Annotated in this window: 15 protein-coding genes; 7 read left to right on the top strand and 8 right to left on the bottom strand. The window is 68.0% G+C overall.

Annotated features, from left to right (window positions below; genetic code table 11):
* Positions 1–15 precede the first annotated feature (15 nt).
* Complete coding sequence (locus FHS74_RS06765) at positions 16–1,512, top strand: FAD/NAD(P)-binding protein (protein ID WP_184798773.1); 1,497 nt, start codon at positions 16–18, stop codon at positions 1,510–1,512.
* 75 nt (positions 1,513–1,587) lie between these two features.
* On the opposite strand, the gene FHS74_RS06760 is transcribed toward FHS74_RS06765, so the two are convergent.
* The 4 genes from FHS74_RS06760 to FHS74_RS06745 form a co-directional block, all read right to left on the bottom strand.
* Entirely contained in the window at positions 1,588–2,667 is a 1,080-nt protein-coding gene (locus FHS74_RS06760; RefSeq protein ID WP_184798771.1) for a branched-chain amino acid aminotransferase, read from the bottom strand.
* A 245-nt stretch (positions 2,668–2,912) separates the two neighbouring features.
* Positions 2,913–3,158 (bottom strand): hypothetical protein, encoded by a 246-nt coding sequence (locus FHS74_RS06755; protein ID WP_184798769.1) that lies wholly within the window; start codon positions 3,156–3,158, stop codon positions 2,913–2,915.
* Positions 3,159–3,174: 16 nt separating this feature from the next.
* A complete protein-coding gene (locus FHS74_RS06750; RefSeq protein WP_184798767.1) occupies positions 3,175–3,567 on the bottom strand; it encodes a hypothetical protein in 393 nt (130 codons plus the stop codon).
* 87 nt (positions 3,568–3,654) lie between these two features.
* Complete coding sequence (locus FHS74_RS06745; protein WP_184798765.1) at positions 3,655–4,440, bottom strand: enoyl-CoA hydratase; 786 nt, start codon at positions 4,438–4,440, stop codon at positions 3,655–3,657.
* Positions 4,441–4,716: 276 nt separating this feature from the next.
* Here FHS74_RS06745 and FHS74_RS06740 point away from each other — a divergent pair, with 276 nt between their 5' ends.
* Both FHS74_RS06740 and FHS74_RS06735 read left to right on the top strand, forming a co-directional pair.
* On the top strand, positions 4,717–5,472 hold the full coding sequence (locus FHS74_RS06740) for a GntR family transcriptional regulator (protein ID WP_184798763.1): 756 nt from the start codon (positions 4,717–4,719) through the stop codon (positions 5,470–5,472).
* 59 nt (positions 5,473–5,531) lie between these two features.
* Positions 5,532–6,392, top strand: a complete 861-nt coding sequence (locus tag FHS74_RS06735) for an alpha/beta fold hydrolase (protein ID WP_184798761.1) — start codon at positions 5,532–5,534, stop codon at positions 6,390–6,392.
* A 49-nt stretch (positions 6,393–6,441) separates the two neighbouring features.
* On the opposite strand, the gene FHS74_RS06730 is transcribed toward FHS74_RS06735, so the two are convergent.
* The gene (locus FHS74_RS06730) at positions 6,442–6,945 is read right to left on the bottom strand and encodes a YciE/YciF ferroxidase family protein (RefSeq protein WP_184798759.1); all 504 of its coding nucleotides are present in this window, start codon (positions 6,943–6,945) and stop codon (positions 6,442–6,444) included.
* Positions 6,946–7,279: 334 nt separating this feature from the next.
* Here FHS74_RS06730 and FHS74_RS06725 point away from each other — a divergent pair, with 334 nt between their 5' ends.
* Positions 7,280–7,795: a hypothetical protein gene (locus tag FHS74_RS06725; protein WP_184798757.1), complete on the top strand. Its 516-nt coding sequence runs from the start codon at positions 7,280–7,282 to the stop codon at positions 7,793–7,795.
* 192 nt (positions 7,796–7,987) lie between these two features.
* Here FHS74_RS06725 and FHS74_RS06720 read toward each other — a convergent pair whose 3' ends face one another.
* Complete coding sequence (locus FHS74_RS06720; RefSeq protein WP_184798755.1) at positions 7,988–8,893, bottom strand: LysR family transcriptional regulator; 906 nt, start codon at positions 8,891–8,893, stop codon at positions 7,988–7,990.
* Positions 8,894–8,989: 96 nt separating this feature from the next.
* Here FHS74_RS06720 and FHS74_RS06715 point away from each other — a divergent pair, with 96 nt between their 5' ends.
* Entirely contained in the window at positions 8,990–10,489 is a 1,500-nt protein-coding gene (locus FHS74_RS06715) for a CoA-acylating methylmalonate-semialdehyde dehydrogenase (protein ID WP_184798753.1), read from the top strand.
* Positions 10,490–10,535: 46 nt separating this feature from the next.
* Here the strand turns inward: FHS74_RS06715 and FHS74_RS06710 are convergent, their stop codons facing one another.
* Positions 10,536–11,060 carry a GNAT family N-acetyltransferase gene (locus tag FHS74_RS06710; RefSeq protein WP_184798751.1) on the bottom strand — a complete coding sequence of 175 codons (525 nt, stop codon included), beginning with the start codon at positions 11,058–11,060 and terminating at the stop codon, positions 10,536–10,538.
* 80 nt (positions 11,061–11,140) lie between these two features.
* On the opposite strand from FHS74_RS06710, the gene FHS74_RS06705 reads away from it, so the two are divergent.
* On the top strand, positions 11,141–11,716 hold the full coding sequence (locus FHS74_RS06705; protein ID WP_184798749.1) for a helix-turn-helix domain-containing protein: 576 nt from the start codon (positions 11,141–11,143) through the stop codon (positions 11,714–11,716).
* Between the two features lie 115 nt (positions 11,717–11,831).
* Positions 11,832–13,049: an MFS transporter gene (locus FHS74_RS06700; protein WP_184798747.1), complete on the top strand. Its 1,218-nt coding sequence runs from the start codon at positions 11,832–11,834 to the stop codon at positions 13,047–13,049.
* On the opposite strand, the gene FHS74_RS06695 is transcribed toward FHS74_RS06700, so the two are convergent.
* Entirely contained in the window at positions 13,046–13,882 is an 837-nt protein-coding gene (locus FHS74_RS06695; protein ID WP_184798745.1) for an oxidoreductase, read from the bottom strand. The two genes, FHS74_RS06700 and FHS74_RS06695, sit on opposite strands and share 4 nt — an antisense overlap.
* Positions 13,883–13,926 lie beyond the last annotated feature (44 nt).

The following is a 13,926-nucleotide window of genomic DNA, read 5'->3' as shown; positions in this document are numbered from 1 at the left end:
TTGATCGGGTTTCCCATGTCCCTGGGCGACGCCCTCCACACCCGTGCCGCCCCCCGCGTCGTCATCCTGGGCGGCGGATTCAGTGGGGCCATCGCCGCCCTGCATCTGGCCCGGGGCGCCACCGTCCCCGTGGATATCGACATCGTGGAGCCGCGCCCGCTGCTGGGCGGCGGCGTCGCCTATTCCACCCCCGATCCCCAGCACCGCATCAACGTGCCGGCGGCGCGCATGAGCGCCTTTTCCGCCGACATGGGCCATTTCGACCGCTGGCTGCGCCGGTCGGGGGTACTGGCCATGGATCCGCAAGCGTTGGTCAAGGGTGGGCATATCTTCTCCAGCCGGCTGGAGTTCGGGCGCTATCTCGACGGGCTGCTGCGGGAGCAGGCGGCGGCCGACGGTCCCGCCCACATCCGCCATGTGCAGCGGCGGGCGACCTCCATCACCCCCATCCCCCGCGATGCGCCGCCGGGCCAATCCTTCGGCTATGCCGTGGCGTTGGACAACGGCGCCCGCCTGGTGGCCGACAGGGTCATCATCGCCACCAGCCACCCGCCCCCCAGCCCGCCCCCGGCCCTGCTCCACGCCCTGGGTGATGATCCGCGCCTGATCGCCAATCCCTGGGCGCCCGGCGCCCTGGATGCGTTGGCGCCGGAGGCGCGTGTCCTGGTGATGGGGTCTGGCCTGACCATGGCCGACATCCTGGCGACGCTAAGCGCCGCCGGGCACAAGGGGCCGATCACCGTCTTTTCCCGCCGTGGCCTGACGCCCCGGGGCCATGCCCTGGACGCCACGGAACTGGTGGGCGACTTCGCCAGCCGGCCGGCGACCACGGCGTTGGCCCTGCTGCGCCGCGTCCGCGCCACGGTGGCGTCGGCCGAAGCGGAGGGCAAGGTCTGGCAGGCGGTGCTGGATGCCGTGCGCCGTGACGCTCGCGCGGTCTGGCAGGCCCTGCCCCTGGCCCAGCAGCGCACGCTGCTGCGCCACCTGCGCCCCTTCTGGGACGCGCATCGCTACCGCATCGCCCCCCAGCCGGAGGCGACGATCCACGAGCTGGAGGCGCGGGGGCAACTGGCGATCCTGGCGGCCAGCCTGGCCGATATCCGGGCCGATGCCAATGGCGTGCACGCCACCCTGCGCCCCCGCCGGGGCGGCCCGGCGCTGACCCGCACCGTGGATGCGGTGGTGGTGGCCACCGGGCCGGCGCACGACCACCTGATCGACGCCGTGCCCGCCCTTGCCCCCCTGGTGACGGCCGGGCGGCTGCGCCCCGACGCGCTGGGCCTCGGCATCGCCGTGGACGGGCAAAGCCGGGTCATCGACGTTCGCGGCATGCCGGATGAGACGCTATGGGTGGCGGGCCCGCTGGCCCGCGCCACCTTCGGGGAACTGATGGGCCTGCCCCAGGTGCTGATCCATGCGGAGGAGGTGGCCCGGTCGGTGGCCCTGCGCCTGCCCGGCCAGACGACGCCGGAACCGGCGAAGAAGGGCGTCCGCCATCGGGTCAGCGCCTAAAGGAAAGGGCCTAAAGGAAAGGGGACGCCGGTCGCCCGCCATCCCCCTTCTCAAAACGTCTCGGGCGCGCCCGATTTACAGGACGCGGCGCACCCAGTCGTCCACCAACGGGGCCAGGCTGCCGCGCTGCATGCCCACCAGTTGCTCGCGCAGATCGGCGGTGGTGGCGCCCCCCTCGCCGTTGCCGATGACGAAATCGCCCTCGGCGGTGCGCACGGTGCCGATCGGGGCCAACACAGCGGCGGTGCCGCAGGCGAAGGCCTCCCGCACCCGGCCGGTGGCCGCGTCCTCTTTCCACTGCGCCAGGGAATAGGGCTGCTCCACCACCGTGCGGCCCAGGCTGCGGGCCAGCTGGATGATGCTGTCGCGGGTGATGCCGGGCAGGATGGTGCCGCTGAGCGGCGGGGTCAGGAGGCTGCCGTCATCGCGCACGAAGAAGACGTTCATGCCGCCCAATTCCTCGATCCAGCGATGCTCGGCCGCGTCCAGGAACACCACCTGGTCACAGCCGTGCTTGCTGGCCTCCAGCTGGGCGATCAGGCTGGCCGCGTAGTTGCCGCCGCACTTGGCCGCACCGGTGCCGCCCGGGGCGGCGCGGGTGTAGTTCTCCGGCGCCCAGATGGTGATGGCCTTGGCCCCGCCCTTGAAGTAGGCGCCCACCGGGCAGGCGATGACACAGAAGATGTATTCGGAGGCCGGGCGAACGCCCAGGAAGGCCTCGTTGGCGAACATGAAGGGGCGCAGGTACAGGCTGCCCTCGCCACCGGGGACCCAGGCCTCATCGATGCGCACCAGCTGTTCCACCGCCTCCAGGAACAGTTCCTGCGAAATCAGGGGCATGGCCAGGCGCTCGGCCGAGTCCCGGAAACGCTGGGCGTTGGCCTGGGGCCGGAACAGCGTCACGCCGCCATCGGCCGCACGATAGGCCTTCATGCCCTCGAAGATTTCCTGGGCGTAGTGCAGGACGGCGGCGGCCGGGTCGAGGGAGAACGGCGCCCGGGCGGTGACCTTGGCGTCGTGCCAACCCTGGCCCTCGGTCCACCGGATGGTCACCATGTGATCGGTGAATACCTTGCCGAAACCGGGGTTCTCCAGGATGCGGGCCCGCGTGGCGTCATCGGTCGGATTGGAAGTGCGGTCTATCGTGAACGTCATGATCTCAAGCCCTCGTGTCCCCAAGCCGGCAGCCTAACCGATCAACCGGTCGGATACGGTCATTCATTTTTCGCCCCAGGTGTAACGGCGGATTTTCAAAGCAGCCTAGCGGCCGGATCAGATCGAAGATCGGCCTTTGATCGCCTCGGGGCGTCGTTCGGATCACCAAGGGGGACACGAGGGACGGATCATGGGCCGCCGCGCGGCGGCCTCGCCCTTCTGATTTTGGGGAACCGGCGCGCCGGTCAGCCGATGTCGGCCAGGGCGCCCTCGGCCCCGCCATCGGCGCGCAGGCGCCGGCCCCGGCGGTGATCGACCGGGGTGCTGAGGCGCAACAGGTGCCGCTTGTGCTGGACCGACGCCACGGTCCGGCCCAGCGCCAGGGCGATCTCGCGATCACCGTGGCCGTCGGCGTTCATGGCGACCAGACGCGCCAGGCTTTCCTCATCCCAGGACCGCGCGGGTCCCACCGTTTTCGCGACGCTACGCATGCTCTCACCTTGTCTATCAAGAACGACGCACAACGTTTTGGAACTGCTGACGTGATGGCGCCGGCGGTGACCGGGCCGCGAACAGCAGTTCGCCTTCCTCCACCATGCGCTGGGCGATGGTGCCCTCCACCTGCAGGGTGCTCCGGAAATCGCCCATGCACTGGACCGAGACCGCCGCCGCCACCCCCAGCCGGCCCAGGGTGGACAGCGCCAGGTTGGCGTCCCAGCAGGGCGTCGGCGCCTCGTCGTCGATGACGATCAGGAAGTGGCCGACGGCGCTGTCCGCGCACGGGGGAAATGGCGCCAGCAGATAGATGCGGCAGGGACGCAGGGCATCGACAAGGGCGAACAGGATGGCCGCCATGCGCTGGCTGGCCATGGGCACGCCGGAATGTCCGTCCGTCGCCACCACGCCGCGATCCTCCCTGGTTTTGTCGCCGTCTCCCGTACCGCGCCGCCCTCAGTCCACCAATGCCTGTCCCCTCGCTTGCCCTTGTCACTTGCCCTTGAATTGGGGCGGGCGCTTTTCGACGAACGCGCCCATGCCTTCCTTCTGATCCTCAAGGGCGAAGGTGGAATGGAACAAGCGCCGCTCCAACAGCAGGCCTTCGGTCAGCGTCATCTCGTACGCCCGTCCCACCGCTTCCTTCGCCATCATGGTCACGGGGCGGGAGTAGCCACAGATCTTTTCCGCCACCCGCACGGCCTCTTCCACCAACTCCGCCGCGGGCACGATGCGCGCCACCAGGCCCGCCCGCTCCGCCTCCGCCGCGTCCATCATGCGGCCGGTCAGCACCAATTCCATGGCCTTGGCCTTGCCGATGGCGCGGGTCAGGCGCTGGGTGCCACCGGCGCCGGGAATGGTGCCGATGGTGATTTCCGGCTGGCCGAACTTGGCCGTATCGGCCGCCAGCAGGATGTCGGCCATCATGGCCAGTTCGCAGCCACCGCCCAGGGCATAGCCGGCCACCGCCGCGATCGTCGGCTTGCGGCAGGTGGCCAGCCGGCCCCATTTCTTGGTGATGAAGTCGCCCAGATAGGCATCCATGTAGGTCTTGGACTGCATCTCCTTGATGTCGGCCCCGGCCGCGAACGCCCTCTCACTTCCCGTCACCACGATGGCGCCGATGGCGGCATCATCCTCCAGCCGGTTCAGCGCATCCTCCAGGTCGGTGACCAGGCCGTCTGACAAGGCGTTCAGCGCCTTGGGACGGTTCAGGCGGATCAGGCCCACGGGGCCCCTCACCTCGACCAGAATGTTCTCGTACGCGAACTCGGACATGGGGGTTGCCCTCTCGTGAAGTCTTCGCCCTCCAGGGCCTTTGGCCCCGGGCGGAATCGACAGTTTGTTCAGTATTCAGCGATCCGTCCGGCCTGACTAGGAAAAGGGGGTGAAGGCTGAGAAGGATGGTTGCAAATTTTGTAAACCGCCCACGCCGCGCGCCGAACCCGGGTGGCCGATAGCCCGAAAGGTTGCCTGTTTCAGGCAATCCTGAAATGATCCGGCGTGATGGGCGGGCCCCACGGCCCCAAACCGGTACCTGTGAACCAAGCGATCGTGACCACCCAGACTGCAAAGACGCGCGAGACCGTGCCGCTCCGCGGCGGCGCGCCAGCCCAGGCGGCCCGGCGGATGCGCGACGAGATCCTGGCCCTGCCCGACGGCGCCCCCCTGGGATCGGAAGAAGAGCTGCTGGCCCGCTATGGCCTGAGCCGCCCGACCCTGCGCCAGACGGCCCGCATCCTGGAACAGGAGCAGCTTCTGGTCGTCCGCCGGGGCAACGGGGGCGGCTATTACGGCCGGCGGCCGGACATCGGCGCCGTCACCCAGGCCGCCGCCCTCTATCTGCGCCTGCGCCAGACGACGGTGCGCGACGTGCTGGACGCGTTCCAGCTGGTGAATGTCGAGGCGGCGCGGCTGGCCGCCTGCACCGATCTGGCCGGCGCGCGCGGCGACCTGGCGGAGTTCCGCCAGCATCTGGCCGACACGCTGGACGTGACTTATCTGGCCGCCGACGTGGTGCGGGACGAGGTGGCGCTGTACGCCATCCTCATGCGCATGGCGGGGAACCCGGCGCTGGAGCTGTTCCATCGCACCCTGTTCGAATTCGGCCAGCGCGACGCCAACCTGCGGGTTTTCCAGGGCCATCCCGACCGCTGCGCCCACTGGCGCACGGGCCGCCTGCGCATGGTGGACGCGATCCTGGCCCGGGACCCGGAGATGGCCGTTCTGCTGGCGCGACGGCAGAACCGGCTGATCCTGGACTGGGTGTCACCGGAGGTGGAGCGGGAGTCCATCGCCGCGCGTGACTGAGCAACGATAAGAGGAGACGGTTGATCATTCCGCCTCCGAAACATTACAGGGATGATGCCATGAACGGGCCCGTTTCACGTTTCTATTTCGCCGACCGCCTGCGCCTGCACTATGCGCAATGGGCGCGCGAGGACAAGCCCACCCTGTTGCTGGTCCATGGCGGCCGCGACCATTGCCGCAGCTGGGATTGGGTGGCGCAGGAACTGGCGGGCGACTTCCACATCCTGGCGCCGGATTTGCGCGGCCACGGCGATTCCGCCTGGTCGCTGGGCGGCTCCTACACCCTCGCGGAGGTGGTGGCCGATCTGGTGCAGCTGCTGCGCCAGCGCGCCGGCCGTAAGGTGGTGGTGATGGGCCATTCCTATGGCGGGGCGGCGGCCCTGTTCCTGGCCAGCCTGTACCCCGAACTGGTGGAGCGCCTGGTCGTGGTGGAGGGCACTTGGCCCTGGCAGGAGTTACGGGAGCAGAAGCCCCTGCCCGAGCGCTTCCGGTCCTGGGTCGACAAGGTGCACGAGCTATCGGCCCGGGGGCCCCGCAAATACCTGACGCTGGAGGAGGCGGTGGCCCGCATGCAGGCGGAGAACAATTTCCTCACCACTGAACAGGCACGCCATCTGACGGTCCACGGCCTGCACCAGAACGAGGACAGCACCTATAGCTGGAAGTTCGACAATTACATCCGCACCTCCCACCCCTTCCGCATCAGCCTGGAGGAGTTGAAGGCCCTGTGGTCGGCCGTGACCTGCCCCACCTTGCTGATCAACGGCGCCAACAGCTGGGTCGAGGATCCGGGGACCAACGGGGCCGCTGCCCTGTTTCCCGACGCCCGGACGGCGGTGATCCCGGAGGCCGGCCACTGGCCCCATCATGACAAGCTGACGGACTTTCTGGCCGTGGCGCGGCCGTTCCTGGTGGGATGAGGCACCTTCCCCCGACGACAGGCGCCGCCCGGGGAAGGTGCCCTGGACATCACGCCGCCAGCACGTTGATGCGGGAGCGGGCGAGCAGGGTCAGTTTCTCATCCGTGGCCTTTTCCTCGGCCAGGTTCTGCGCCAGCAATTCGGCGCAGTCGTCACGACCGAGCAGCTGGGCCCAGGCGACCAGGGTACCGTAGCGGGAAATCTCGTAATGCTCCACCGCCTGGGCGGCGGCCACCAGGGCGGCGTCCAGCACCTGCTTGTCGTCCACATCGCCGGCCACGTCGTCGGCCTCATCGATGATGCCATCGATGGCGGGGCACTTCGCCCCCTCCGCTTCCACGCCATGCAGCTGAAACACCTGCTCCAGGCGCTGGATCTGCCCTTCGGTCTCCCGCTGGTGGGTGGCGAAGGCTTGCTTCAGTTCCAGGTTGGTCGCCTTGTCGACCATGCCGGGCAGCGCCTTCAGGATACGCTTTTCCGCGTAGTAGATGTCCTTCAGTTGATGGACGAACAAGTCGTCCATCGACTCGATGTCTTTGCTGAACAAACCCATGGTTTTCCTCCTGTGCGGATCAGACGATCTCGTTTGACCGGGGCGCCCTCCGGCAGATCCCGGGTGCGCTATCAAGTCTGGCCACGGGGTTTGGTTCCGAACCATTCCGGGGTTGGGGCAACGCGCCCCTTATGGGCTGAGGCTCCCAATCATCGAGCGCGGTAAATCTTTAGGTTGTTATTTATGGTTTTGTGTCATTTTTTCGCTTGTTTGCATATAGAAAAACACTTAATAGGTGTATTTATAGTGACACTATCAATAAACTCAAACGCCGGCCATCCTGCGCCGCAGGCTGTTGCTTGGCTTCCCCCAAACCCGCCCAGGAGTTTCCCCCATGGCCACGCTCACCGACGATTTCATCAAGGTCGTACCCCACGCCAACGAATTTGCCCGGGCGGAAGGTGCCGGTTCGATTGCCATCGGCTCTGAATCCGCCGCTTTCGCATCCGATGGTCGCGCCATCGCCATCGGTGACAAAGCCGTCGCCAATGGTGACCACTCCATCGCCATTGGCTGGATGGCGACCTCTGTCACGTCCACCCATACCGGCACACCCGCCAGCGACGCGGTCACCATCGGCTTTCATGCCGGTGCGTATGCGCCCAGCGCCGTCGCCTTGGGTTCTGGATCGCAGGCGTCCACACCGTTCACCGTTTCGGTCGGCGGCGACGCCAGCATCTACGGCGCGTTCCGCCGCCGGATCGTCTATGTGGCGGATGGTACGGATGTAAGCGATGTCGCCACAGTGGGCCAGCTTCGGCGGGCCAAGGCTGAACTGGAAGAGCAGTTATCGGCCTTGCGTGAAGACTACAGCAAACTGGCGATCCTGTTGCAGGAGACGGCCCGCTAGTGTCCTGATCGGTTCATATGGAAGCGTCTGAACCCTTCTTCGCGCGTCGGAATAGAAGTTTAGAGTCATTCCGGCGATCCAGCCCGGCGATTCAATGAAAGCCGGAATGGCTCTAAAATCGGCGACAGGGACCATCGATAGCGGTGGCCCCTGCTGATTCCCTTGGATGCCTGGGCTCTGGGGTGGGACGCCTCAGCCCCCTGGCATGAACAGGCCGCGCGCCGCCCTCACCGCCTCGACAATGAAGTCGGACGTGATGCGCACCCGGGCCAACGCCCGCAGATCGGAATGGACGATCAGCCAGAAGGACCGGGTGAGCGACACGGCGTCTGGCAGCACCCGGCACAACCGTGGTTCCAGCCCCGCCATGAAGCAGGGCAGGACGCACAGGCCCTGCCCCGCCAGGGTCATGTGGTACTGTGCCATCAGGGTTGAACTGGTGATGCTGGGCACTAGATCCTTTTCGATCAGGGGGATGTAATCCAGCTCCGGCGCGTAGATCAGTTCCCCGACATAGCCGATCAGGCGATGGTCGCGCAGATCGGCCCGGCGCTGGGGCATGCCCCGCCGGTCCAGGTACGCCGGCGACGCGTACAAGCCCAATTGATAATCCGTCAGCTTGCGGGCGTGCAGCCGCCCTTCGCGCGGCGGGGCCAGGCCGATGGCGATGTCGGCCTCGCGCTTGGTCAGGTTGAACAGCCGCGGCGTGGTCACCAATTCGACCGCCAGGTCAGGGTGGGCGGCATTCAGGTCGCCCAGGCGGGGGGCCAGGAACACGGTGGCGAAGCCATCGGGCGCGCCGATACGCACCGTGCCCGCCACCTTGAGGCTGGAGCCCGCCACCTCCCCCAAAATGCCCAGCGCCACGGATTCCATGGCCTGCGCCGAGGCCAGCAGCTTTTCCCCCTGCGGCGTCAGGGCGTAGCCCTGGACGCTGCGGGTGAACAGCTGGGTCTGCAGCGTGCGCTCCAGATCAGCGATGCGGCGGCTGAGGGTGGAATGGTCCACGCCCAGGCGCCGGGCCGCCGCCGTCAGCCGGCCCGCGCGCACCACCGCCAGGAAGGATTGCAGGGCGTCCCAGTCAAAAGAGCTTTCCATATGGGAATTCCCGCACAGCAGAACGCGAATATGCGCCCTGTACGTGCGGGAATATGAATGCTTAACTTCCGCGAAACAACAGCAGGAGGATGGCCCATGGCCCGGGAACTGACGCATTTCATCGGTGGCCGCCACGTCGCCGGCACATCAGGCCGTTTTGGCGACGTGTTCGACCCCAACACCGGCGAGGTGCAGGCCAAGGTGCCGCTGGCCACTCAAGGTGAGGTGGAAGCCGCCATCGCCGCCGCCGCGGCCGCCCAGCCGGCCTGGGCCGCCACCAACCCGCAGCGCCGCGCCCGCGTGCTGATGAAGTTCGTGGAACTGGTGAACCGGGAGATGAACAGCCTGGCCCGCCTGCTGTCGTCCGAACACGGCAAGACCATCCCCGATGCCAAGGGCGACATCCAGCGCGGGCTGGAAGTGGCGGAATTCGCCATCGGCATCCCCCATCTGCTGAAGGGTGAATACACCGACAGCGCCGGCCCCGGCATCGACATCTATTCCATGCGCCAGCCGCTGGGCGTGGTGGCCGGCATCACCCCCTTCAACTTCCCGGCCATGATCCCGCTGTGGAAGGCCGCCCCCGCCATCGCCTGCGGCAACGCCTTCGTGCTGAAGCCGTCGGAACGCGACCCGTCCGTGCCCCTGCGCCTGGCGGAACTGTTCCTGGAGGCGGGCCTGCCCGAGGGCATCTTCAACGTGGTGAACGGCGACAAGGTGGCGGTGGACACGCTGCTGACCGACCCGCGCATCCAGGCCGTGGGCTTCGTGGGGTCCAGCAGCATCGCCAACTACATCTACGCCACGGCGGCGGAGCATGGTAAGCGCGCCCAGTGCTTCGGCGGCGCCAAGAACCACATGATCATCATGCCCGATGCCGACCTGGACCAGGCGGTGGACGCGCTGATCGGCGCCGGCTACGGCTCGGCGGGGGAACGCTGCATGGCCATCTCGGTCGCGGTGCCGGTGGGCCAGGCCACCGCCGACGCCCTGGTGGAACGGCTGGTGCCGCGCGTGGAATCCCTGCGTGTCGGGCTGTCCACGGATGAGGGTGCGGACTACGGCCCCCTGGTGACGCGCGAGGCGCTGGAACGGGTGAAGGGCTATATCGACACCGGCGTCAAGGAGGGCGCCAAGCTGCTGGTGGACGGTCGCGGCTTCAGGATGCAGGGCCATGAGAACGGCTATTTCATCGGCGGCAGCCTGTTCGACCAGGTGACGCCGACCATGAAGATATACCAGGACGAGATCTTCGGGCCGGTGCTGTCCATCGTGCGGGCTGAGGGGTATGAGCAGGCGCTGCGCCTGCCCAACGAGCATGCCTATGGCAACGGTGTGGCCATCTTCACCCGCGACGGCGACACCGCCCGCGACTTCACCAGCCGGGTGAACGTGGGCATGGTGGGCGTGAACGTGCCCATCCCGGTACCGCTGGCCTATCACACCTTCGGCGGCTGGAAGCGCTCCGGCTTCGGTGACCTGAACCAGCATGGGCCGGACAGCGTGCGCTTCTACACCAAGACCAAGACGGTCACCACGCGCTGGCCCTCCGGCACCAAGGAAGGCGCCAGCTTCGTCATCCCGACGATGAGTTAATGGTTTAGGCGGGGGCCGGCGACGCGCCAGCCCCCGCCCGTCATCCTCAGGCCGGCTTGCCCTGGCCGACGGCCAGTTCCATGAAGGTCAGGTCCAGCCAACGGCCGAACTTGGTGCCGGCCTCGGAAAAGACGCCCGCCGTGCGGAAGCCCACCTTGGCGTGCAGGGCGATGGAAATGGCGTTCTCGCTGGCGATGGCAGCGATCATGCGGTGGATACCGCGCTCATGGGCGCAGGCCACCAGGGCGCGCAACAGCGCCTCCCCAATGCCGCGCCCCTGCACGCCGGGCGCCACATAGACCGAATTCTCCACGGAGTGGCGGAAGCCGTCGAAGGCCCGCCAGTCGCCATAGGCGGCATAGCCCACCACCGCGTTGTCCAGGATGGCCACCAGCACCGGGAATCCCCGGGCCATGCGCGCCTCATACCATTGGCGGCGGTTCTCCAGATCCACCTGCACATCGTTCCAGATGGCCGTGGTGTGTACCACCGCGTGGTTATAGATGACGCGGATGCCCTCCAGATCGTCCGGCGTGGCGTGGCGGATGCTGAAGCTGGCGGGCGGCGTCATGGCGGCGGAACATTCACTATAGTTTCATCTCGTCCACTATGTGATACGATTTCGGCATCGGCAAGGGGACTTTGAGAGCGATGTCGGGAAACGGCGATGAACTGGACGCGCGGCTGGGCGCCCGCATCCGGGTGGAGCGGGAGGCCCGGGGCTGGTCGCTGACCGACCTGTCGGACCGGGCCGGCGTGTCCCGCGCCATGATCAACAAGGTGGAGCGGGCGGAAAGCAGCCCCACCGCCTCCCTCCTCGGCCGACTGTCCGGCGCCTTCGGCCTGACGCTGTCGGCCCTGCTGGCCCGGGCGGAGGATGATGGACGTAGCCGCCTGCTGCGCGCCGCCGCGCAGCGCAGCTGGCGCGATCCCGCCACCGGCTATGTCCGCCGTCAGGTGGCGCCGCCCCCGGGATCCGACCTGCCCCTGGAGATGGTGCACATCGACCTGCCGGCGGGTGCCCGCGTGCCCTTCCCCGCCTCGGCCTACGCCTTCACCCGCCACCTCATCCATGGACTGACGGGCACGCTGACCTTCACCGAAGGCGACACCGTCCACCACCTGGCCGCCGGCGACAGCCTGGAGTTGGGCCCGCCGGCCGATTGCGTGTTCGAGAACCGAGGGGAACGGCCCTGCACCTATCTGGTGATCATCCTCCGGCCGTGAATCGCCGGGTTAGTCCGTCCGCCGTGCGCGGCCTAGCCCCGGCATAGCCGAAGATCGGATGGTCGGCCCTCCTGCCCGCCCCCAAATCGTTGGTCCGCCTCATGCCTGGACCGCCATGACTGAATCCGCACGCCGCCGTTTCCACCCCGCCTCGCTGGACGCCATCAACTTCCTGCTGGCCGACGTGCGCGGCGCCCTGGGGCCATTCCTGAACGTCTTCCTGGTCACGCAGCAGGGCTGGAGCCAGTCGGCGGTGGGGGCCATGACCATGGTGAGCGGCCTGATCGGCATCGCGGCGCAGACGCCCGCCGGGGCCGCCATCGACGCCACGGCGGCCAAGCGCGCCGTCATGGTGGCGGCCCTTGTCGTCCTGGCGATCGGGACGGGCGTCATCTACGCTTGGCCGGATTTCTGGCCGGTGCTGGTGGCCAATAGCATCCTGGCCGCCGTCGGCGATGTCTTCGGCCCGGCCGTGGCGGCACTGACCCTGGGCCTGTTCGCGCACCGCCAATTGGCCGCCCGCATGGGCCGCAACGCCGCATGGGACCATGCCGGCAACGTCTTCGTGGCCCTGCTCGCCGGCGCCGTCGGACGCCTCTATGGCCAGCGGTCGGTGTTTCTGCTGGGCCCGCTGTTCGCCGTCCTGGCGATCGCGGCCGTCCTGTCCATTCCGGGACGTGCCATCGATCACCGACGGGCCAGCGGGGCCGATGGGGCCACGGCTGGCCCCCTGCCGGCCTGGCGCACGGTCATCGCCTGCCGCCCGCTGATGATATTCAGCTTCTGCGCCCTGCTGTTCCACTTCGCCAACGCCCCGCTTCTGCCCCTGGTGGGACAGAAGCTGGCGACCGCCAACCCCGCATGGGCGACCGCGCTGATGTCCGCCTGCATCATCGCGGCCCAACTGGTCATGCTGCCTGTGGCGCTGGTCAGCGGCTGGCGGGCGGACCGCTGGGGACGCAAGCCCCTGCTGCTGGTGGGCTTCGCCATCCTTCCCATCCGGGCCGTGCTGTACACCCTGTCCGACGACAGCGCCTGGCTGGTGGCGGTGCAACTGCTCGACGGGGTGGGGGCTGGCATTCACGGCGCCCTGACGCCGCTGGTGGCGGCAGACCTGATGCGCGGCACCGGCCGCTATAATCTGGCGCTGGGCGTCATCGCCACCGTCCAGGGCGTGGGTGCCGCCGTCAGCGGCCTGTTCGCCGGCGCCATCGTCGACCATTTCGGCTATCGCGCCGCCTTCCTCGCCTTGGGCGCGGCGGCAACCGTGGCTCTGGCCACCCTGGCGGCCCTGTTCCCAGAGACCGCGTCGGGCGAGGACAGCTGCGCCTAAGTGAAATCCGTCGAACGGGTCAACTCCTCCCACGCCGCGATTTCAGCCTCCAACGTCGCCAGCTTGTCGCGCACCAGGCCTAGGGCGTCGGTGCCCAACAAGAGGTGCACGGGCGGTGCCTCCGCCTCGATCAGGGTGAGCAGGGCCTGCGCCGCCTTGGCGGGATCGCCGGCCTGACGGCCGCTCTTCTCCTCGCGCGCCTGGCGCACGGGATCGAACAGACGATCATAGTCACTGATGCTGCGACCGGCCCGCACCATGGAGCGGCCGGCCCAGTCGGTGCGGAAGGACCCGGGCGCCACCGCCGTCACCCGTATGCCGAAATCCCGCACCTCCTTGGCCAGCACCTCGGTCACGCCTTCCAAGGCGAACTTGCTGCCGCAGTAATAGGCCAAGCCCGGCAGGGTAATGAAGCCGCCCATGGAGGTGATGTTGACGATGTGCCCCGCCCGGCGCTGGCGCATGAAGGGCAGCACCGCCTTGATCACCGCCACCACGCCGAAGACGTTGACCTCGAACTGCTGGCGCATCTCCGCCAGCGGCGATTCTTCCAGGATGCCTTCGTGGCCGTAGCCGGCGTTGTTGACCAGCACGGCGATGGGGCCGATGTCGCGCTCCACCGACACCACCGCCGGTTCGATGGCATCGGTGTCGGTCACGTCCAGCAACAGGGGGAGGCTGCGGCCCGGATGCAGATCCGCGAAAGCCTGCCGCGCGACCTCGGTGCGCACCGTGCCGACCACGATGTGGCCGGCCGCCAGGGCGGCTTGCGCGAAAGCACGGCCGAAGCCGCTGCTGACGCCGGTGATGAGGAAAATCTTGGGTTGGGTCATCGGGCGGGTTCCTTGCTTGCCGTGCCCCGGATTTAGCCACCGGC

The organism is Nitrospirillum iridis, assembly GCF_014205765.1.
GTDB classification, from domain to species: domain Bacteria; phylum Pseudomonadota; class Alphaproteobacteria; order Azospirillales; family Azospirillaceae; genus Nitrospirillum; species Nitrospirillum iridis.
This window is presented reverse-complemented; position numbering and strand designations above follow the sequence as displayed.

What these genes read in the sequence shown, in the direction of transcription:
- FHS74_RS06765 (WP_184798773.1), top strand. Translation starts at nt 16, where the DNA reads ATGTCCCTGGGCGACGCCCTCCACACCCGTGCCGCCCCCCGCGTCGTC.
- FHS74_RS06700 (WP_184798747.1), top strand. Translation starts at nt 11,832, where the DNA reads ATGACTGAATCCGCACGCCGCCGTTTCCACCCCGCCTCGCTGGACGCC.
- FHS74_RS06715 (WP_184798753.1), top strand. Translation starts at nt 8,990, where the DNA reads ATGGCCCGGGAACTGACGCATTTCATCGGTGGCCGCCACGTCGCCGGC.
- FHS74_RS06755 (WP_184798769.1), bottom strand. Translation starts at nt 3,158, where the DNA reads ATGCGTAGCGTCGCGAAAACGGTGGGACCCGCGCGGTCCTGGGATGAG.
- FHS74_RS06705 (WP_184798749.1), top strand. Translation starts at nt 11,141, where the DNA reads ATGTCGGGAAACGGCGATGAACTGGACGCGCGGCTGGGCGCCCGCATC.
- FHS74_RS06745 (WP_184798765.1), bottom strand. Translation starts at nt 4,440, where the DNA reads ATGTCCGAGTTCGCGTACGAGAACATTCTGGTCGAGGTGAGGGGCCCC.
- FHS74_RS06730 (WP_184798759.1), bottom strand. Translation starts at nt 6,945, where the DNA reads ATGGGTTTGTTCAGCAAAGACATCGAGTCGATGGACGACTTGTTCGTC.
- FHS74_RS06710 (WP_184798751.1), bottom strand. Translation starts at nt 11,060, where the DNA reads ATGACGCCGCCCGCCAGCTTCAGCATCCGCCACGCCACGCCGGACGAT.
- FHS74_RS06760 (WP_184798771.1), bottom strand. Translation starts at nt 2,667, where the DNA reads ATGACGTTCACGATAGACCGCACTTCCAATCCGACCGATGACGCCACG.
- FHS74_RS06720 (WP_184798755.1), bottom strand. Translation starts at nt 8,893, where the DNA reads ATGGAAAGCTCTTTTGACTGGGACGCCCTGCAATCCTTCCTGGCGGTG.
- FHS74_RS06695 (WP_184798745.1), bottom strand. Translation starts at nt 13,882, where the DNA reads ATGACCCAACCCAAGATTTTCCTCATCACCGGCGTCAGCAGCGGCTTC.
- FHS74_RS06725 (WP_184798757.1), top strand. Translation starts at nt 7,280, where the DNA reads ATGGCCACGCTCACCGACGATTTCATCAAGGTCGTACCCCACGCCAAC.
- FHS74_RS06735 (WP_184798761.1), top strand. Translation starts at nt 5,532, where the DNA reads ATGAACGGGCCCGTTTCACGTTTCTATTTCGCCGACCGCCTGCGCCTG.